The 19,726-nt window shown below is 39.5% G+C and carries 24 protein-coding genes and 1 riboswitch; of the genes, 15 read left to right on the top strand and 9 right to left on the bottom strand.

From position 1 onward, the window contains the following. Positions 1-127: 127 nt before the first annotated feature. A complete protein-coding gene (locus J1899_RS04125; RefSeq protein WP_214477800.1) occupies positions 128-310 on the bottom strand; it encodes a MerR family transcriptional regulator in 183 nt (60 codons plus the stop codon). Between the two features lie 28 nt (positions 311-338). Then, the gene (locus J1899_RS04130; RefSeq protein WP_066449608.1) at positions 339-920 is read right to left on the bottom strand and encodes a GNAT family N-acetyltransferase; all 582 of its coding nucleotides are present in this window, start codon (positions 918-920) and stop codon (positions 339-341) included. Positions 921-1,086: 166 nt separating this feature from the next. On the opposite strand from J1899_RS04130, the gene J1899_RS04135 reads away from it, so the two are divergent. Further along, positions 1,087-3,279 (top strand): DNA topoisomerase III, encoded by a 2,193-nt coding sequence (locus J1899_RS04135; RefSeq protein ID WP_214477801.1) that lies wholly within the window; start codon positions 1,087-1,089, stop codon positions 3,277-3,279. Between the two features lie 232 nt (positions 3,280-3,511). Next, entirely contained in the window at positions 3,512-5,008 is a 1,497-nt protein-coding gene (gene hutH / locus J1899_RS04140) for a histidine ammonia-lyase (RefSeq protein ID WP_214477802.1), read from the top strand. 52 nt (positions 5,009-5,060) lie between these two features. Here the strand turns inward: hutH and J1899_RS04145 are convergent, their stop codons facing one another. Beyond that, positions 5,061-5,252, bottom strand: a complete 192-nt coding sequence (locus J1899_RS04145) for a hypothetical protein (protein WP_066449594.1) — start codon at positions 5,250-5,252, stop codon at positions 5,061-5,063. 140 nt (positions 5,253-5,392) lie between these two features. Between J1899_RS04145 and J1899_RS04150 the strand changes: the two genes are divergently transcribed. The 3 genes from J1899_RS04150 to motB all read left to right on the top strand — a co-directional run bounded on the left by J1899_RS04150 (position 5,393) and on the right by motB (position 7,667). Then, the gene (locus J1899_RS04150) at positions 5,393-5,767 is read left to right on the top strand and encodes a DnaJ family domain-containing protein (RefSeq protein WP_214478745.1); all 375 of its coding nucleotides are present in this window, start codon (positions 5,393-5,395) and stop codon (positions 5,765-5,767) included. Between the two features lie 294 nt (positions 5,768-6,061). Further along, on the top strand, positions 6,062-6,856 hold the full coding sequence (gene motA, locus J1899_RS04155) for a flagellar motor stator protein MotA (protein ID WP_066449592.1): 795 nt from the start codon (positions 6,062-6,064) through the stop codon (positions 6,854-6,856). Then, entirely contained in the window at positions 6,849-7,667 is an 819-nt protein-coding gene (motB, locus tag J1899_RS04160; protein ID WP_214477803.1) for a flagellar motor protein MotB, read from the top strand. The genes motA and motB overlap by 8 nt, the downstream gene beginning before the upstream one ends. Before the next feature lie 165 nt (positions 7,668-7,832). Here motB and J1899_RS04165 read toward each other — a convergent pair whose 3' ends face one another. Beyond that, positions 7,833-9,023: an MFS transporter gene (locus tag J1899_RS04165; protein ID WP_214478746.1), complete on the bottom strand. Its 1,191-nt coding sequence runs from the start codon at positions 9,021-9,023 to the stop codon at positions 7,833-7,835. 11 nt (positions 9,024-9,034) lie between these two features. Continuing rightward, positions 9,035-9,451, bottom strand: coding sequence for a MarR family winged helix-turn-helix transcriptional regulator (locus J1899_RS04170; protein WP_214477804.1), 417 nt, complete (start codon positions 9,449-9,451; stop codon positions 9,035-9,037). Positions 9,452-9,592: 141 nt separating this feature from the next. Here J1899_RS04170 and J1899_RS04175 point away from each other — a divergent pair, with 141 nt between their 5' ends. Further along, positions 9,593-10,690 carry a carbohydrate kinase gene (locus J1899_RS04175; RefSeq protein ID WP_214477805.1) on the top strand — a complete coding sequence of 366 codons (1,098 nt, stop codon included), beginning with the start codon at positions 9,593-9,595 and terminating at the stop codon, positions 10,688-10,690. Positions 10,691-10,705: 15 nt separating this feature from the next. After that, positions 10,706-11,617 (top strand): pseudouridine-5'-phosphate glycosidase, encoded by a 912-nt coding sequence (locus tag J1899_RS04180; RefSeq protein ID WP_214477806.1) that lies wholly within the window; start codon positions 10,706-10,708, stop codon positions 11,615-11,617. 252 nt (positions 11,618-11,869) lie between these two features. Here the strand turns inward: J1899_RS04180 and J1899_RS04185 are convergent, their stop codons facing one another. Further along, positions 11,870-12,490, bottom strand: a complete 621-nt coding sequence (locus J1899_RS04185; protein ID WP_246586579.1) for a class D sortase — start codon at positions 12,488-12,490, stop codon at positions 11,870-11,872. Continuing rightward, complete coding sequence (locus J1899_RS04190) at positions 12,487-12,819, bottom strand: helix-turn-helix domain-containing protein (protein ID WP_214477807.1); 333 nt, start codon at positions 12,817-12,819, stop codon at positions 12,487-12,489. Before J1899_RS04190 ends, J1899_RS04185 begins: the two co-directional genes overlap by 4 nt. 328 nt (positions 12,820-13,147) lie before the next feature. On the opposite strand from J1899_RS04190, the gene J1899_RS04195 reads away from it, so the two are divergent. From J1899_RS04195 to sinI, 8 genes are all read left to right on the top strand, one after another. Further along, positions 13,148-13,906, top strand: a complete 759-nt coding sequence (locus J1899_RS04195; RefSeq protein WP_214477808.1) for a SipW-dependent-type signal peptide-containing protein — start codon at positions 13,148-13,150, stop codon at positions 13,904-13,906. Then, positions 13,907-14,488, top strand: coding sequence for a signal peptidase I SipW (gene sipW, locus J1899_RS04200; protein WP_214477809.1), 582 nt, complete (start codon positions 13,907-13,909; stop codon positions 14,486-14,488). 87 nt (positions 14,489-14,575) lie between these two features. Further along, entirely contained in the window at positions 14,576-15,178 is a 603-nt protein-coding gene (locus J1899_RS04205) for a CalY family protein (protein WP_214477810.1), read from the top strand. Positions 15,179-15,243: 65 nt separating this feature from the next. After that, positions 15,244-16,218 (top strand): TasA family protein, encoded by a 975-nt coding sequence (locus J1899_RS04210; protein WP_214477811.1) that lies wholly within the window; start codon positions 15,244-15,246, stop codon positions 16,216-16,218. A 27-nt stretch (positions 16,219-16,245) separates the two neighbouring features. Continuing rightward, positions 16,246-16,809, top strand: coding sequence for a TasA family protein (locus J1899_RS04215; protein WP_214477812.1), 564 nt, complete (start codon positions 16,246-16,248; stop codon positions 16,807-16,809). Between the two features lie 24 nt (positions 16,810-16,833). Then, complete coding sequence (locus J1899_RS04220; RefSeq protein WP_214477813.1) at positions 16,834-17,136, top strand: DUF5658 family protein; 303 nt, start codon at positions 16,834-16,836, stop codon at positions 17,134-17,136. Positions 17,137-17,191: 55 nt separating this feature from the next. Then, positions 17,192-17,431, top strand: a complete 240-nt coding sequence (locus J1899_RS04225) for a hypothetical protein (RefSeq protein WP_214477814.1) — start codon at positions 17,192-17,194, stop codon at positions 17,429-17,431. Between the two features lie 102 nt (positions 17,432-17,533). Further along, positions 17,534-17,673: riboswitch (cyclic di-GMP riboswitch) on the top strand. 39 nt (positions 17,674-17,712) lie between these two features. Further along, entirely contained in the window at positions 17,713-17,850 is a 138-nt protein-coding gene (sinI, locus tag J1899_RS04230) for a DNA-binding anti-repressor SinI (RefSeq protein ID WP_156495883.1), read from the top strand. Between the two features lie 128 nt (positions 17,851-17,978). Here the strand turns inward: sinI and J1899_RS04235 are convergent, their stop codons facing one another. Together J1899_RS04235 and mnmH are read right to left on the bottom strand one after the other, a co-directional pair. After that, positions 17,979-18,302, bottom strand: a complete 324-nt coding sequence (locus J1899_RS04235; RefSeq protein WP_066449553.1) for a helix-turn-helix domain-containing protein — start codon at positions 18,300-18,302, stop codon at positions 17,979-17,981. 171 nt (positions 18,303-18,473) lie between these two features. After that, positions 18,474-19,541, bottom strand: a complete 1,068-nt coding sequence (gene mnmH / locus J1899_RS04240; protein WP_214477815.1) for a tRNA 2-selenouridine(34) synthase MnmH — start codon at positions 19,539-19,541, stop codon at positions 18,474-18,476. Positions 19,542-19,726: the final 185 nt, after the last annotated feature.

Genomic DNA, 19,726 nt, shown 5'->3' on the forward strand with positions numbered 1-19,726 from the left:
CGTTCGTTAATGCGGTTTTGCTGTTCTTGTAATAAGATGATTTCTTGTTGAATAAAAGACTGCTGTTTTTTTAATAAGTTTAACGTTTTATCAACTGTGCGATTCTCCAGATAATCTTTAATTTGCTCTAAAGGGATATTGAATTTTCTAAGATCGCGGATGATATTAATTTCTGCAGATGTTCTTCGGTATAGATGCGATAATTGTTCTCCCCTCTATGGGGGACGACCAGATTAATTTCTTCATAATAGCGCAATGTATGTGAACTGATATCATACAGGCGGGCTATTTCGTTTATTTTCCACTTCATGATTGCTGCTCCAGACTAGATTTGTAAATTAAGCTTTTGCATGAGCTTCTAACGGTTTGCAGAGATGCTCATAGTGATGGCCACTTAACGTAATATCAGCCACTTTTATAAATCCTATAGAAGAATATAACTTCTTTGCCTTCGGATTTGCAACATCTACATTTAATCCTATTCTTTCAAAACCTGCATCAGACGCGGTTTGACACATAGCTTTTAATAGGAGGGTTCCAATCCCCATTCCTCTATATGCTTTATTAACGACGATGGAATCTAAGTACCATTCATTAGGAAGTGCCTCTTGGTCAATAAACAAACTTTTGTCTGGATTAAAACCGTGTTTTTGCAGCACTTTTCTAAAAGGTTCATCAATGCTCAGCTCTTCCAATGCAGGATAGCCAAAAATAGCACCGGCAATCTCCCCATTGTGTTCATAAACTAACCCTCTATTCACACCATAACGGTAGCTAGGATCTTTTGCTGCTTCTGCGACCATCTCCATTAATTTTAATTGGGGAATTTCCTGTAATAAGGGCAATTCCATATCCTCGAATATCTCCCATAATAAAACTGCAATCTCCATAGAATCTTCTGCTTTTATTGTTCTGATCATGTATATCCAACTTTCCTTTATTATTCATTCGATAACGTCAGTATAAACCTTCTAGTGATTCTAAGGTCAACAAGAACAGTACGTATGGGTAGAGGTGGACATAATAACTTTTCATGCAATGTATGGTATATTAGACGTTACACAGCTAGTAAAGGAGTTCGGAAAAATGGCAAAAAGTGTAGTCATCGCTGAAAAACCTTCCGTTGCCCGTGATATCGCCAATGTACTGAAATGTACGAAAAAGGGGAACGGATTTTTAGAAGGCGACAAATATATAGTAACTTGGGCGCTAGGGCATTTAGTGACATTAGCAGATCCGGAAAATTACGATCAAAAATATAAATCATGGAAGCTTGAAGACTTGCCGATGCTCCCAGATCGTCTGAAATTAGTGGTCATCAAGCAGACAGGCAAACAATTTAATGCAGTGAAAACACAATTGAACCGCAGTGATGTAAAAGAAATTATCGTGGCAACAGATGCTGGAAGAGAAGGCGAGTTAGTGGCACGCTGGATCATTGATAAGGCAAAAATTAATAAGCCATTCAAACGTTTATGGATCTCCTCTGTTACGGATAAAGCGATCAGAGAAGGTTTCAACAATTTAAAACCAGGAAGAGCATATGACAATCTATATGCAGCTGCCGTCGCACGCTCGGAAGCGGACTGGTATATCGGCTTAAATGCAACACGTGCATTAACGACTAAATTTAATGCGCAGCTAAACACCGGTCGTGTGCAAACACCAACTGTTGCGATTGTTGCATCGAGAGAAGATGAGATCAAGAACTTTAAACCGCAGGCCTTTTACGGAATTGAAGCGTCAACAGATGGCCTTGTGTTAACATGGCAGGATTCTAACGGCAATAGCCGCAGCTTTGATAAAGAGAAAATGGAATCGATTGTGAAATCGCTCGGGCATAAGGATGCTGAAGTAGGTTCCATTGACCGAAAAGCGAAAAAAACATTTGCTCCAGCATTATACGACCTAACCGAATTGCAGCGTGATGCTAATAAAATTTTTGGCTACTCTGCAAAAGAAACACTTAATATCATGCAGAAGCTATATGAACAGCACAAAGTATTAACATACCCAAGAACAGATTCACGCTATCTTTCTTCCGATATTGTCAGCACCCTTCCTGAAAGGTTAAAGGCATGCGGTGTAGGAGAATATCGTCCGCTTGCAAACAAAGTGCTGAAAAAACCGATTAAAGCAACAAAAGCGTTCGTAGATGACAGCAGAGTGAGTGATCACCATGCCATTATTCCAACAGAAGGCTATGTGAATTTTTCGGCGTTTACAGATAAAGAAAGAAAAATATATGACCTCGTTGTAAAAAGGTTTTTGGCTGTTCTTTTCCCGGCGCATGAGTATGAGCAACTAACATTGCAGGTGAAAATCGGTACTGAGAAATTTATTGCCAAAGGAAAAACAGTGTTAGAGGCAGGCTGGAAAGAAGTATATGAAAATCGGTTTGATGATGATGAAGGAACAGATGATGTTAAAGAACAACTCTTACCGAGAATTGAAAAAGGGGATGTCCTTAAAACAAAATTGATTTCACTAACTTCTGGGCAAACGAAACCGCCAGCGCGCTTTACAGAAGCAACATTGCTATCAGCAATGGAAAACCCGGCGAAGTATATGGAAACCAACGATAAAAAGTTAGCAGATACGTTGAAATCAACAGGAGGACTTGGAACGGTTGCAACGCGTGCGGATATTATTGATAAGCTTTTTAACTCTTTTTTAATTGAAAAGCGGGGCGGAAAAGATATTTTTATTACATCAAAAGGACGTCAGCTGCTTGACCTTGTACCAGAAGAATTAAAGTCACCGTCTACAACCGCACAGTGGGAGCAAAAGCTGGAACTGATTGCTAAAGGCAAGCTGAAAAAAGATGTATTTATTAATGAGATGAAAAAGCATACGAAAGAAATTGTGACGGATATTAAAAACAGCACGAAAAAATACAAGCATGATAATATCTCGACAAAATCCTGTCCAGATTGCGGCAAGCCAATGCTTGAAGTGAATGGCAAGAAAGGCAAAATGCTCGTATGCCAGGACCGTGAATGCGGACATCGAAAAAATGTCTCAAGAATTACGAATGCCCGCTGTCCGCAATGTAAAAAGAAAATGGAACTTCGCGGCGAAGGGAAAGGGCAGATTTTTGCCTGTAAATGCGGCTATCGTGAAAAACTCTCCTCCTTTGAAGAAAGACGGAAAAAAGAATCAGGAGGAAAAGCGGATAAGCGCACTGTACAAAAATATTTAAAACAGCAGCAAAAAGAGACAGAACCAATCAACAACGCGTTTGCTGACTTATTAAAAGGAATTAAGTTTGACGACTAAAATCCTTTACTCTGATAATTCGCTGATACACTAAAATATGGAAAAATAAATTGACAGACCAGCTGTAGCTTCGATAATATAAGTGTATATTCAGAAAATTTATAGCTATGGGACTGTTGATGATGAATCATATGCAGAACGTAAATATACAAGCAAAAAAGGCTGTATTTCAAACATTCGTTTGAGATACAGCCTTTTTCTTTACTCTGCTAATATAATGAGGAGGAATAAAATGGTTATTTTAACAGGACATTCATTAACCTTGAAAGAGGCAGCGAAGATTATATTTGAAGGAGAAAGAGCTGCAGCTTCACCAGCCAGTTTGGCGGAAGCTGCAAGAAGCCATGATGCCGTAACAAAAATTGTTGAAGAGCAAAGAGTTGTATATGGGATTAATACAGGCTTTGGCAAATTTAGTGATGTGCTGATCCATCAAGGTGATGTAAAGGAACTGCAGCTGAATTTAATCCGCTCACATGCCTGCGGGACAGGCGATCCTTTTCCTGAATCCGTCTCAAGAGCGATGCTTCTACTGCGGGCAAATGCATTATTAAAAGGATTTTCCGGGGTACGGCCGGTGGTGATTGATACTCTTCTGAAACTACTGAACCATGGCGTTCACCCTGTTGTTCCGCAGCAAGGCTCACTTGGTGCAAGCGGAGACTTGGCACCTCTGTCGCATCTCGCTCTTGCTCTAATTGGAGAAGGTGAGGTATATCATAAAGGAACACGAAAGGCATCGTCCCTCGCTTTAATGGAAGAAGGCATAAGCCCACTTGTGTTAGAGGCAAAGGAAGGGCTGGCTCTTATTAATGGAACACAGGCGATGACTGCGATGGGAGTCATCGGATACTTGGAAGCGGAAAGATTGGCGCTGCAGTCTGAAATCATTGCAGCGATCACGATGGAAGGGTTAAATGGCATTATTGATGCATTTGATGAAAATGTTCATATGGCAAGAGGATACCACCAGCAGACAGATGTAGCGAGAAGAATGAGAGAGCATTTAGAAGGGAGTAAGCTGATATCCAGACAAGGAGAAATCAGGGTGCAGGATGCGTATTCGATTCGCTGTATTCCACAAGTACACGGAGCTTCGTGGCAGGCCCTTGATTATGTAAAAGAAAAATTGGAAATCGAAATGAATGCTGCCACAGATAATCCGCTTATCTTTGATGATGGCATGAAGGTGATTTCAGGAGGTAATTTTCACGGACAGCCAATTGCCTTTGCAATGGATTTTATGAAGATTGCTGTTGCAGAGCTTGCTAATATTTCTGAGAGAAGAATTGAAAGACTTGTCAATCCGCAGCTTAATGATCTGCCGGCTTTTCTAAGCCCTGAGCCTGGATTGCAGTCTGGAGCGATGATTCTGCAATATTGTGCGGCCTCACTTGTCTCCGAAAACAAAACACTGGCACATCCGGCAAGCGTGGATTCAATTCCATCTTCAGCTAACCAAGAAGATCATGTGAGCATGGGGACAATCGGATCAAGGCATGCGTATCAAATCATTCAAAACACAAATAAGGTGCTCGCCATTGAACTGATTTGTGCACTTCAAGCTGCTGAATTCAAAGGGATTGAAAAGATGGCAAAAAAAACAAGAGATTATTATCAATTGGCGCGAGATATCGTTCCATCTATTACAAAAGATCGGGTTTTTGCACATGATATGGACGCCTGTGCAGCATGGCTAAAGAATAATCATACAGAGGTGGCATTATAAATAGTTTTATTAAGAAGCCTGCAGGTTCATATCCACTGCAGGCTTGCTACTATTATTGCTTAGCACGGCTTTCCAGCTCTTTCGCTTCATCTTCTTCAAAGCGATTTTTAAAAGCCTCCTGGACAACAATAAATTCTTCATCCTCTTGTGCTTCAGTTGTATGGCGCTCTACTTGCTCTGCGCTGGCAGGAAGATCTCCTGGATGATGTTTATTTTTGTGATTGAAATGTTCACCGCGACCCATTGTTTGGCTCCTTTCCATTTATCAGCTTCATATCATATTCTTTCCTAGAGAGGCATCACTATGTACAGATAAATATATAAGTGCTATTACAATAATTGGGTATAATAAAAATAAAGATTCTTAAATGGGAGGGAAGGACAATCGACTTATTTTCCATTATTGCAGAAGAGAAAATCAAAAAAGCATACAAAGACGGAGAATTCGAAAACCTGCCAGGCTATGGAAAGCCATTGCCAAAGGATGATTTAGCAGCAGTGCCTGAAAGCATGCGCATGGCTTATCGCATCCTCAAAAACGCAGGATACACCCCTGAAGAAAACGACTTGAAAAATGAAATAAAATCAATAGAAGATTTAATAAAACTTTGCGACGATCCCCAAGAAAAAAAGGAATTGCAAAAAAAGGTCAACGAAAAACTGCTTCACTATAACCGCATTCTTTCCAAAAGAAAAGCCAACACAAACTCAGCTGTGTTTAAAAGCTATGAGAATAAAATTCAGAATAAATTGCTGTAGGGAAGCGCGCGGATAACCCTTTCTGAATTGGGTGGCAGTATGCAAAACATATTGTCACCTATCTCCTTAATTAACCCTCTTCACCATTTCTTACTAACCCGCATATGAATTCTCTGCTTAATGCCATCACTTAGATAAATTAATTTCTATAACATGCACTAATTTACTAAAGGAAGATAGAAAAATGTCGAAATAGATAGTATAGGGAGTATGACTGGAGTAATCACTTATAATGGTAGTTTACTAGGTTGAAAGTCATGTTAACAGAGAATCTAATGAATAGGTGTGGCACATATGGATAAAACAACAATAATTGGGTTAATTTTAGGCTTAGTCGCAGTTGGAATTGGGATGGTTTTTAAAGGGGTAAGCCCTGGCGTTCTTGCCAATCCAGCAGCTTTATTAATTATTATTCTGGGAACTGCCGCTTCGGTAGCGATCGCATTTCCAACGAGTGAAGTGAAAAAAGTTCCTAAACTATTCGGAGTTATTTTTAAAGAAGAAAAAGCAATTGATCAAGCCGAATTAATCAAGATGTTTTCTGAATGGGCTCAGCTGGCAAGAAAAGAAGGCTTGCTTGCGCTTGAGACGAAAACGAATGAAGTGGATAATGCATTTTTAAAAAATGGTCTTTCCTTAGCAGTTGATGGTCAAAGTGCGGACTATATCCGTGACGTATTAAGTGAAGAAGTAGAAGCAATGGAGGAAAGACATCAGGCAGGTGCGCAAATCTTTACACAAGCTGGAACATATGCACCAACACTAGGGGTGCTTGGAGCAGTTATCGGCTTAATCGCGGCACTTGGTAATATGAGTGATACAGATTCATTAGGCCACGCAATTAGTGCTGCCTTTGTTGCTACACTTCTGGGGATTTTCACAGGGTATGTATTATGGCACCCATTCGCAAACAAGTTAAAACGCAAATCAAAGCTTGAAGCAAAGCAAAAATATATGATGATTGAAGGGATTTTATCTATCCTGGAGGGAGAAGCTCCACGTGTTATTGAGCAAAAGCTTGCTTCCTATCTTCCTGCTGGCGAGAGGAAAAGAATCCTCGATGAAGGCAGTGTGACTGCAAATGAGTAAAAGAAAAAAGAAAGAGCATCATGAAGAACATGTAGATGAATCTTGGCTATTGCCTTATGCCGATTTATTAACATTGCTTGTTGCGCTGTTTATCGTTTTATTTGCAATGAGCTCTGTTGATGCTGAAAAGTTTCAAAAGCTTTCAAAATCGTTTAATGATGTGTTTACTGGCGGTACAGGGGTTATGGAATTTCCAAGCCCGATACCTGAAGGGTCAAGGGAAGCCACTGATGTAAGCAAAGATAATCTGCCGGAAAGCGGACAAGAGCAGGAACAGCCGCAGGATCAAGAGGCACAAGCAGCTCTTGAACAGCTTGCGAATGAAGAGCTGAGAAAACAAGCTGACCAAGAAGAATTATCTTCTCTTCAGGAAAAAGTGAATTCATATATTACGAACAATGATTTAACGGATAAACTGGAAACATCCTTAACAACTGAAGGGCTGCTTGTCACGATTCGGGATAATGTTTTGTTTCAATCGGGAAGTGCGGACGTCAGAAGAGAAGATTATGATGTCGCTGGAGAAATATCTGATCTGCTCGTCATGGATCCGCCGAGAAACATTATGATTAGCGGCCATACGGATAATGTCCCTATTAGCAATGCTCGATTTTCATCAAACTGGGAACTAAGCGTTATGCGTGCCGTTAACTTTATGAAACTAATTTTAGAAAACGACAAACTCGATCCTGGCAAATTTAGTGCCAAAGGCTTTGGGGAATTCCAGCCATCTGCAGCAAACGACACAGCAGACGGCCGCGCTAAAAACCGAAGAGTTGAAATTTTAATCTTGCCTAGAACAGAAAGCTGAACCGCAAAAGGTTCAGCTTTTTTATATAAGTTATAGCAAGTGGTATCAGGGAATGAGTAGAAAATTTATAAAGGATGCCATAAAATAGGCAGTTTTAAACATGTTATAGAAATAGTTTAATAATCATTTCGGATCGGAAAGATGTTCCTAGGTGCAAAGATCACCCTATGCAGACAAATCGGTCTGCTGTGTTCCCCGGCCACCCTGATAATGACATAGAAAATAATAAGGAATAACCGTCAGCAGAATAACGATCGAAAGAATACTGTACAAACTGCCAATGCTCATATAAGCTGCAACAACACCCAATGCATAAGAGCTTATGCCAAAGCCTGAATCAAAAAACGTGAAGAAAGTGGAGGTTGCTAAGCCTCTTTTTTCAGGAGCTGCCCGATTAATCGCCATGGTTTGCAGGCTTGGAGAAAGAGTACCGAAACCAAGGCCAATTAATCCGCCTGCTAATAAAAAGACAAATGCGCCTGATGCCTGACTTAAAACAAACATTCCGACTGCAAAAATGATAATAGCAGGATAAATAATTTTATGTGAGCCATATAAATCAAACCATTTTCCCGTAAATGGACGGGAAAGGATAATAAACGCAGCAAATACTACAAAAAAGAAGCTCGCCGCTTTGAGTAAACCTAATTCCGTTGCATAAACCGAAATGAAAGAAAGAATACCTGAGTAAGCAAAAGCAAGAATCCCCCCTACAATAGCAACGGGAATCGCTGATGCTTCAAAAAAGCTGGCAAAGGATAATTTCTCTTGTACCTTTTGAAGCGGTTTTCTCTCTGGCACTTTAACAATCAATGAAAGTAATAAACCAAACAGAGCTAAAATCGCACAAAGGATGAAAAGAGCGTCAAATGAGAAAGAACGAATAATGGTCAATCCGGTGAATGGACCTGCAACCATGGCAATATTCATAAACAATGCATAATAGCCAAGTCCTTCGCCTTTTCGTTCATCTGGAATTACGTCTGCAACAATAGTCCCTGTAGCTGTTGTCGCTACGCCAAAGCCAATGCCATGAATGAAGCGGAGTGCCAGCAAGAATGGAATGGAATCAGCTAATAAGTATAGAAAAGAACTAATAAAGAAAATACATAAAGATATCAATAACAGCTTTTTGCGGCCGATCCCATTAATCCATTTCCCAGTGAATGGTCTGCAGAGTACAGCAGAAATTAAAAAACAGGCTGTCACCAGCCCAACATCTGCCTCTGTTCCGTGCAAGTCATCTAACACATAAAGCGGCAGTGCTGTCAGCAATATATAAAATCCGATAAATAGAAAAAAACTAATAAATGAAATACCTAAAAAATCTTTTGTCCATAATGGTTTTTTCATGATTTCCTCCTTCTTTATAGTAAAGTACTGTTCATTTTATGGATGATGTTCAGTACGGTTAGAAACTCATCTTCATTTAAATGAGATAGGACCTGTTTCTCGCAGGATTTAATCTCCTCCAGCCAGATAGGAAATTTATCAACCGCCTCAGCTGAAAGCGTGATTCTTTTTTCGCGTTTATCACTTCCTTGTGTTTTTTCAATAAATCCAGCCTTTTCTAATCGTGCCACAGCTCTTGTAATAGACGGAGCCTCAATAGCTAAATAAGCTGCAATTTCTTTTTGTGTTTGGGGTCCTTTTGTGTGCAGGAGATAAATAATACTCCACTGGGAAGAATACAGACCGAGAGGAACTAGCTTTTCGTTTAGAAGCTTTGAGAAATGACGTGAAAATTGATTTATGCCATGAAAAAATTCACTGCTGTTATCCAACCTATTCACCCTTTATAAAAATAGTTACCTAGGTAACTATACACATATTGTTCACAAATGTCTATAGAGATTTGGCTTGCACTAATACTAGACATATGTTTATAATTAAGACAAAAGTTTATAAGTGTTGGAGGTGAAATCATGAATGAAAAAGAATCTCTTATTTTACAGCTTATAAAAGAAGATCCATTTATGACTCAAAATGAAATTGCCGAGAAGACTGGGTTATCGCGTTCAGCTGCAGCCGGTTATATCTCTTCTTTAGTGAAGCAGGGGAAACTGCTGGGGAGAGCATATGTCCTGCCAGAGAAAAGAAATATTCTTTGTGTCGGCGGAGCCAATGTGGACAGAAAAATACAAGTAATTGAAAATCTGCAATACGGCACATCCAATCCGGCAGAAAGTGCACAGTCATGCGGCGGGGTAGCTAGAAATATCGCTGAAAACCTGGGCAGATTAGGCTCTGACGTCTCCTTGCTGACAGTGGTAGGCGGCGATCATGAAGGAAGTTGGCTATTGGATTCATCCAAAAGTTTCGTAGATATCACCCCATCACATGTTTTCACAGATCGCACTACAGGGACGTATACAGCTGTTTTGGATGAAAGAGGAGAAATGAGTATTGCTCTGGCCGATATGTCTATTTACGATGAAATTAATTATGATTTTATTGATAAAAGATGGGGCTACTTTGCATCTGCCGAAATGGTCATCCTTGATACGAATTTTTCAAAAGAGGTATTAGAGAAAATTATCAGACGCTGTGAGGAAAAAGAAATTCGTCTTTGCATTACTCCTGTTTCGGCTCCAAAAGTGAAAAAACTGCCGGCAAACTTAAAGGGAGTAACATGGCTGATTGCCAATAAAGATGAGGCAGAAGCTTTATCTGGAATGAAGATTGAGAATGAAGGCGACTTTTTTAAATCAGCTGAGATGCTGATTAAAAAGGGCGTTGAAAAAGTGGTCATCACGCGTGGAGATAAAGGGCTAATCTTTTTTACAAATGAAGGTGATGCTGGAGTCCTGCTGCCGCCTCACGTAAAAGTGGCCGATGTAACAGGAGCTGGTGATTCATTGGTGGCAGGCATTATGTTTGCTGATTTAAAAGGGTTAAATACGGAGAATGCATGCAAGATCGGAATTGCCTGCTCCATGCTGACACTGCAATCACAAGAAACGGTAAATCCTGAATTGAATCATTCACGACTGCAAGATACATTTAAACAAAATTTTAACTAAGGAGCATCATACACTATGCTAGAAAAATACTTGGATTACTCAGCAGAAGTACTTGAAGCAAAAAAAGCGGGAAAAGCAATTGTTGCATTAGAATCTACAATTATCTCTCACGGCATGCCATATCCGCAAAACGTAGAAACAGCAAAAGAAGTTGAGGACATTATCCGCCAAGGCGGAGCTGTACCAGCAACAATTGCCATTTTAGATGGAAAAATTAAGATCGGTATTTCAGACGAAGAACTAGAATTTTTGGCAACAAGCAACGACATCGAAAAAGCAAGCCGAAGAGATCTGCCGTATCTCATCGCTACAAAGAAAAATGGTGCAACTACAGTAGCTGCGACAATGATTTGTGCGGAGCTTGCTGGCATTGAAGTGTTCGTAACAGGCGGAATTGGCGGAGTTCACCGTGAAGCAGAAACAACAATGGATATATCTGCTGACCTGCAGGAGCTTGCTAAAACAAATGTTGCGGTAGTTTGTGCAGGAGCTAAATCTATTTTAGACATCGGGCTAACAATGGAATACTTAGAAACAAACGGCGTTCCAGTAGTTGGATACGAAACAGACAAATTGCCTGCATTCTACACACGTTCAAGCGAATTTGATGTCAATTTCCGAGTGGATGATGCAAGCACAGCAGCTGACCTAATCCGCACGAAATGGGAACTAGGCTTAAACGGGGGCGTTGTAATCGCAAACCCAATTCCTGAAGAGCACGCACTAGAAGAGGCGTTCATTACAAACGTAATCGAAACGGCTTTAAAAGAAGCAAAAGAAAACAATATTGCAGGTAAAAACGTAACACCATTCCTTCTTGGAAAAGTAAAAGAGCTGACAGAAGGGACAAGCCTGACAGCTAATATTGCATTAGTAAAGCATAATGCTGTTGTTGGAGCTGGAATTGCTGTAAAACTTCAAAAGTAAGATCGGTTAGGGATCGCCATTGAGTCGTTTGGACTTGATGGCGGTTTTTTGTTTGGGGGCTGAGGAATAAGGTTTGAGGTTGCAGCTGGCGTTTAGCGGATAAAACGGTGTTTTTGGCGGATAAATAGACTTATTTTGAATAATTGCAGCGTAAAAAAGCCGGAAAAAGACACTTTTTCCCTTCAACACGCATAGATCTGAAGAAATTTTGCGAGCTTAAACACAAAAGACACGGCAAGCATTCCGTGCAAGTTACACTTGAGTTATTTCAACTAATTCTGCCTCCAGAATATACCGATAAGGCGCATCGCCAATAAAGGTGAATGGATAACAAGTAGAAATCGTTAATAGTTCCTCTGGAGCTGTAGAGCGTATAACAGTTGTGTCATCTGCGTCCACGATATAACTTTTCTTAATTTTGTAAGTAAACTCCCCATAAGGCATAGTCACATGAACAAGGTCTCCAATCTGCACATCACCAAGCCGGCGAAACACGGTATCACGGTGGCCGGAAAGCAGTATTTGATCAGCCTGCCCAGGTAAAACGGTGCTGCTAAAGTGACCCACGCCTTTTTCAAGCTCATCCTCATCTGTTCCTTCTATAATAGGAAGTTCACCATCGATGGTTGGAAGCTGAAGAATTCCGATTGATTCCCCAATTTGAAAAGAAGGAATCTCGATTGGCGTTTGTTCAGAAACAGAAGAAAAGTCACTCTCCGAACTCTTTCCGATATTCTGATACGCCTGCTCAAGAGATTCTGCTGTTTTTGCCTCAGTTTCTGCAATTGCAGAAATTCCTTTATATAATAATCCTCCTCCCACAATCATCAGAATACTGGCACTAACGAGCAACAGAATGGAACCGCCCTTCACTCCAACTCCTCCTTTTGCGAGTTCTTGAACTTCATAAAAGATAGGTAATAAGCAAAATCATCTTTTGTAATTCCATTTTCAATAGCTTCTTTAATTAAAAGAATCCATTCTTCATCCAGATTAGATAAATCTTTTTCCTTATCTAATAAGTCTTCAACAGTGGTATCAAGCGTGTCCGCCAGACGTTCTAGAATTTGCAGAGAAGGATTTTTCTGAATGCCCCGCTCAATATAGCTTAAATACGATTTTGACACTCCTGCGAGTTCCGCTAACTCATTTAAAGAATATCCCTTTTTTCCTCTTAAATATTTCACCTTTATTCCGATCATAAATGACTCCTTTTTCATAGATAAGCTTATCAGCACGTTTTTATATCTGTAAGAAACCAGAGGAAATTTATATTTAAAAAACAAATTAACATATTCATTATAACGAACAAATTGTTCTGTAAAAAATACGAAATAATGAGAAAACTGAAGATAAAGTAAGAAAACGCAGGAAAAACGTTCGTTAAAACGAAAATTTGGCGATTTTTAGTATTTTTCAAACTAGTAAAATTGAAATATACTCAGTTTGTAGGTTCGATAAAACGAACGGAAGATAGAGCAAATAATGAACAATTTCCTGTTGGGGGGGATTCCAATAAGAAAGAAACGCTTGAGAAAGTTCAAAAAGAAAAACAAGAAGTTAATCAATGGAATAAAAATAACTGCAATTTGGTATTTGTTTTTCGGAATGGCAGCCTATCTAACAGGAAATACAAATGCATATTTTACTGATGCCAGCAAGGTAAACGGCCAAATCAGTGCCGGAATATGGCTTCCTTCATTGAAAGTTACTGAAACAGGTTACTCTGATGATGGGAAAGGCATTTACGCTAAAGTTGAAAACACTGGAGCTGCAATGGAATCACCTGGTTCATATCAAATTTTAAAAGAGAATGAAGCCGTGTACGAAGGTTCAATTGACGTATTAAGTGAAGGTGGAGCAACCACCATTTCCTTTGAAGCCAGTGAAAGCGGTAGCTATCAATTTAGAATATCTGCCTCTGGGTCAGAAGATAGTTTATCAGAGATATTAGAAATAACGATAGAAGAGCAAGAAGAAGAACCTAAAGAAGTGATTGATGAAAAAGGTAAAGAGCCGCCAGCTGAACAGGGGAAAGATGAGCAGGAAAACAGTCAAGATCCTGAGCAGTCTGAACCGCCGGCGAACAAAGAAGATCCTAAACAATCCGAACCTCCGGCACCTCCAGCAGATAAGGGCGGTAAAGGGGAAGGGAAAGAGATCCCGCCTCCTGCAGATGAAACCATCGAGCAGGAAACAAAGCAGCCAAGCGAACCAGTTCAGCCACCAGTGGAAGAACCACCGAGTGAACAAAATTCTGAAAAAACAATAGAACAGGCTGGTGATTAGATGAAAAAAGCTAAAAAAATAATTAGCAATGTGATCACAGGAGTATTGTTTGTGAACTTAATACTAATGGCATTTCTCGTGATCTCCTCCAAAGCATCAGGAGGGGAACCACAGGCCTTTGGATATCAGCTGAAATCAGTACTATCAGGCTCTATGGAACCAACATTTCAAACAGGTTCTATTATAGCAGTCAAACCTGTAGATGCTGAACAAGCAAAAAAGCTTAAGAAGGATGATGTCATCACGTATGTAACTAGTGATGAAATTTTAGTCACACACAGAATTATCGGAGTCACTGAAAGCGGCGACCAGGTTATGTATGAAACAAAAGGGGATAACAACCAGACTGCAGATTTGGAATCTGTCTTATCAGACAATATCAGGGCCGTTTACTCCGGTTTTACGATTCCTTTTGTAGGTTACTTTATAGACTTTGCACAATCGAAAGAAGGAAGTGCAATCTTACTCATTGGTCCTGGAGTTCTCTTGCTTGCTTATGCAGCATTCAGCATATATCAAGGCTTAAGAGAATTAGAGCCAAAAGCAAAAAAAGAAGAAGAAACAACAGAAAAAACAGCTTAATACAATTGGTTGAACCTCTTGATATTACAAGAGTCAATATAAAACAAAATATTACATACCCAAAAAGGGTCAGGGAGGAAATTAGAAATGAGCATTAAGAAAAAATTAGGTTTAGGTATTGCATCAGCTGCACTTGGAATGTCATTAGTTGGCGGGGGGACGTTTGCATACTTTAATGATGTAGAAGAAACTAAAAGTACATTTGCTGCTGGGACATTGGATTTAGGTGTTGATCCTACAACCATCATTGATGTTACTAATATTAAGCCTGGTGATTGGATGAATCGTACATTTGAACTTCAAAATAATGGTTCACTAGATATCTCAGAAGTAATTCTTTCTACAGATTACACAGTGACAGATGTTGAAGGTGACAATACTGATGATTTTGGAAAGCATATTCGAGTGAACTTTTTAGAAAATGAGGATAAGAGCGGTCTTTTCACACCTAATGATATTATTTATTCGACAACTCTCCATGACTTAAAAGGTACTGCACCGGATGCAGTGCAGAAGAAGATTTGGTCATTCTTCGGAGAACGAAGTGGTTTAGCTGCTGGAACTTCAGACAATATGTATGTTCAATTTGAATTCGTTGACAATGATGCTGATCAAAATGAGTTCCAAGGAGATTCTTTAGAACTTAAATGGACTTTTGATGCTAAGCAAACTGAAGGCGAAAGAAGATAATAGCAACACAAAAAGGCGGGAATTTATTCCCGCCTTTTGTCAAATCAAATGAGTGAGGTAATGCCATGAATAATCAAGGTTTGCTGGCAAAACCAAAGATCGTTTTCATCCTATTTATATTTGTGCTTTCATTGGGCATTGGCGGGCTTCCTGTTCATGCAGAAGATCGAGAGGTTGATATTCAGACTAATCCTCATGGATATCTTTTTCAAGTTGACAATTTAAAACCTGGAGATTGGATGCCGCGAAATATTACTGTAAAGAATAATGGCTTAATGGACTTTAAGTATATCGCTAGAATTGGAGATAAAAAGTCTGTAAAGGGTTTATTGGAAGAGCTGGAGTTCATGGTGAAAAAGGAAAATGATCTTTTATATGATGGAAAGCTGAAAGATTTTACGGGCTTTTCTCCAAGGGAACTGACAAAGGGATCAGAAGAAACATTATTCCTTCAAGTAAAAGTGCCCGAAACGTTAGGAAACAGTTTTCAAGGCAGCTCAGCTGAAGTTGAAATTATCTTTTTAGCAGAGAGAATTGGAGATTCAACCCCAACTGATCCAGGAGAAGACCCAGATCCAACCGACCCAGGAGAGGACCCAGATCCGACTGATCCAGGAGAAGATCCAGATCCGACTGATCCAGGAGAGGACCCAGATCCAACCGACCCAGGAGAGGATCCAGATCCGACTGATCCAGGAGAAGACCCAGATCCAACCGATCCAGGAGAGGATCCAGCCCCAACTGATCCGGGAGAAAATCCAGATCCAACGAACCCTGGAGAGAACCCAGATCTGACTGATCCAGGCGAAAATCCAAATCCAACGAACCCAAATCCTGCCGATCCAGTTAACAATCCAAATCCAACAGTACCTGAAGATGAACAACCGGCGCAAGATATTGTTGTAAGTCCAGAAGTGGTAAATACACTTCCAAATACGGCAACGAATCATTACAACATACTCATAGCAGGTCTGATTGCAACTATTGGGGGAGGTTTCCTTTTACTTATTTATATTAGAAAAATTCGCAATGCAGGTTAGACGCGAAATGATAAGGGGGAAAGAGACTTGAATATAAAAAAGAAACTAGCTGCTGGTGTCTTATCATCTGCATTAGGATTTAGCCTGGTTGCAGGAGGAACATTTGCTTACTTTAGCGATCAGGAAACTGCAGAGAGCTCTTTTGCTGCCGGTACATTAGATTTAGAGATTAACAAAGAAAATATTATCAAAATTGATAATCTCAAACCAGGTGATTATGCATTTCGTGCTTTTGAATTGAAAAATGCGGGTTCATTAAACATAAAAGATATTCTTCTGCAGTCTGAATACGAAGTATACGATAAAAAGGGCGATAACAATGGGAAAGATTTTGGTGAGCATATTATCGTTCAATATTTATATAATGTATCAGGCGGAGAACAAGTGATATTTACAGAGAGCTTAGCCAACTTAACGAATAATCCAGTTCAAGTTTTGGAAAATATGCCAGCAGGTGCAAGAAACGCAACTAAATTCACAGTCCAGTTTAAATTTATTGATAATGGGCAGGATCAAAATATATACCAAGGAGATGCCCTAGAGCTTAAATGGACATTTAAGGCAAACCAAGAAGCTGGATCATCTAGGTAATTTTATAGAAATTACGGTGATTAGATGAAAGTCATACTGTATTATCTTGCGCTTTTAAATTTACTCGACGGTGCGGTAACCTATCTTGGCCTTCACCACAACATCATCACAGAAGCCAACCCTTTAATGGATGCCATTTATGAGGCAGGACCTCATTGGTTTCTTGTACTAAAGGTTGCCCTTTCGGTGATTTTGTATGGATTGAATTTCACTGGCGCTGTTCCGGATGGAAAAGGAATTAGAAGGCTGGCGCTGTTTGCTGTTATTTTGTATACAGCTGTTTGTGGATTGCATAGTTTATGGATTATTCCTTTTGTTTTAACATGAATGGTTTGCAGAATGAATAGGATGATAAAAGAATCCCCTGGAGATGAGGTGCTTTATGTATCAGAAAAATTGTGATCAATGCCAGCGTCCATCCTTCAGCAGCAGTGAACAAGGAGATTGGCTCTGTCCGGTTTGTGGAAATGCTCTGACCCACCAGCCATTTTTTAATGCTATGACACAGGAAAGAGTGAATGTTTCCTATAAGGTAAACACACAAAAAAAGCAAAAACAGATGGGCACTCTTTACCAGTCTTCTGCTTTGAAGGATGAAAAATCTATTAATCTGATCATTTAACTAGGACTATACTCTGAAAAAAATAGAAAAAAATAAAATAATGTACAAAAAGTGACAAACATTAACAAAAGGTTATAGTATGATAGATAGTGAGGAAATACTTTGAAGAAAAGGCAAACTTGCTGAAAGGCAAGGACGCAAAGTCACGGATCTAACGTATAATATTGGGCATCATTACCGATGTAAGGGAATTTTACTATCATACTGCCTAAAGAAGATACTATGATGGCCGGATTGCCTAGGATACGATTCGTATTTTGGGGGGAAAAAGAGTGATCGAGATGATGAGTAATAATCGTGAAGTCGTTGATGCTGAATGGATCCAGTTGATTACCGAAGCCAAGAATATGGGGCTGGAACAAGCGGAAATCAGAGCTTTTCTTCAATGTCATTTAGAAAAAGAAGCGGAGAAGGTTTAAAATGAGGGTAACTGTCGGAATAAATAAGGCGTGATACATAGTGTATCGCGCCTATTTTGTTGCCATTTTTACTGGCAGAGTCTGCTAGAAATATATCTCAATCAATGTTAGACCATGTCTGTAGCTGATTATTTATTTTGTGTAGTTCGCCATTTATTGAAATCGAGAAATTCACGAAACTGTTCCTTTGATACTCCTGATTCCATGGCTTCTTTTACAATTTTCATCCACTCAGAATCAAGCTCTTCTTTATTAATTTGCTCATGTATTAAATGATCAACTGGAACATCTAGTACACCAGCAACTTTTTCCAGAAACTGGATTGAAGGGTTCGTTTGGAGGTTTCTTTCCAGAGAACTCAAATAAGATTTTGCAACTCCTGCTTGTTCAGCAAGCTCAGATAAGGATAATTTTTTTTCCATTCGGAGCTGTTTGACTCGATCTCCAATCATTCAATCTCACACACCTTATCAACATTGGTAAGTTCATCATATCAGAAAATGCCTTACCAGTTCCATATTACGAACAATTTGTTCAATAATTTCTATATTATAGTATCATAAATTCCGTCAAAATTTCACAAAAATTTATTCTTTTTATTGTTGGGTTTTAGGCCTTTTATCCTAATTTGCCATTTTTTCTTTTTCTTCTTCATTTTTGTAAATATCTGCAATTTCTTGAACAGCTTTATCCATATGATCAGAGCAAATATAGAAGAATGGACCATCATATTCATTAAGTTTAAATGTATAACGAGGATCGTAATATGTTTCCAGCAGCAGCTGAATAAAGCGTCGATAATCTTTATGCAAGAGCGCTTCTTCGATAAGAACGATGGCTTCTTTGTCTCTAAGCCTTTTTTTGACTAAGATAAAGGATTCCTCTAATTTAACATTAAACCATTTTTCATGTATATATGGTTTCACATATTCGTTGAACAAACGGTTCACTCGCTGTTCCATTGAACAATCCAATTGAATGTGAATGCCTTCTTTTTTTAGATGAATTAATTCCTCAGGCTGGACAGCTTTTCCGATTCTTTTGCTTTCAGCCTCCATAATGACAAAAGGTGACTCCTGTATGGTATGCAATGTTTGAAAAAGCAATGCATCGAACATCTTTTGATTATGTGGATTTTCCTGGCCAAAACTGCCAAAGATTGAGCCTCGATGACGCGCGATAAGCTCTAAATCAATGACGGGCATGCCTTGCTCACTTAGTCTGTTTAGTACTTCTGTTTTGCCGCTGCCTGTTAAACCGTGTAAAACAATGGCTTTTTTCTGCATCATACTCGGCAGTTTTTCTAAAATATATTGACGATAAGCGCGATATCCTCCAATCAAACGAGGCATGGGGAGCCCGGCAAATTGCAGAAAAGTTGCGACTGATTTACTGCGAGTGCCGCCGCGCCAGCAGTAGATCACAGGTTCATTGCCGTTATCTTTTATGGATTTGACTTGTTTTAATAGCTCAGGAATTTTAGGAGAAACGATTTCCATTGCGCGCCAGCGTGCTGCATCACCGCTGGTCTGTTTATACAATGTGCCGATTTCTGCCCGTTCTTCATCAGTAAATAAAGGGATATTAACGGATCCTGGTATGTTAAAATCACGGAATTCAATTGGAGAGCGGACATCGACCGGAACGGCTCTGTCTAATTTCAGTAATTGTTCAACACTCATTTCTTTCATTTTCATTGCCTCCAATAGGTTTCTAGTGCACAATATGAATGTGGTGTTAGCTGTAGAAATATAAGATACTTACGGATACTATAGCAGGGAAACAGGGAGACTGAAAATAGGAAGACGTTTCGAAGCTGTGCATCTGGCTCTTATTCATAGGTTGTAGCTAACCTTTTACATTCTGATTATACTCT

The sequence above is a fragment of the Cytobacillus gottheilii genome (genome assembly GCF_018582665.1).
GTDB lineage: Bacteria > Bacillota > Bacilli > Bacillales > Cytobacillaceae > Cytobacillus > Cytobacillus gottheilii.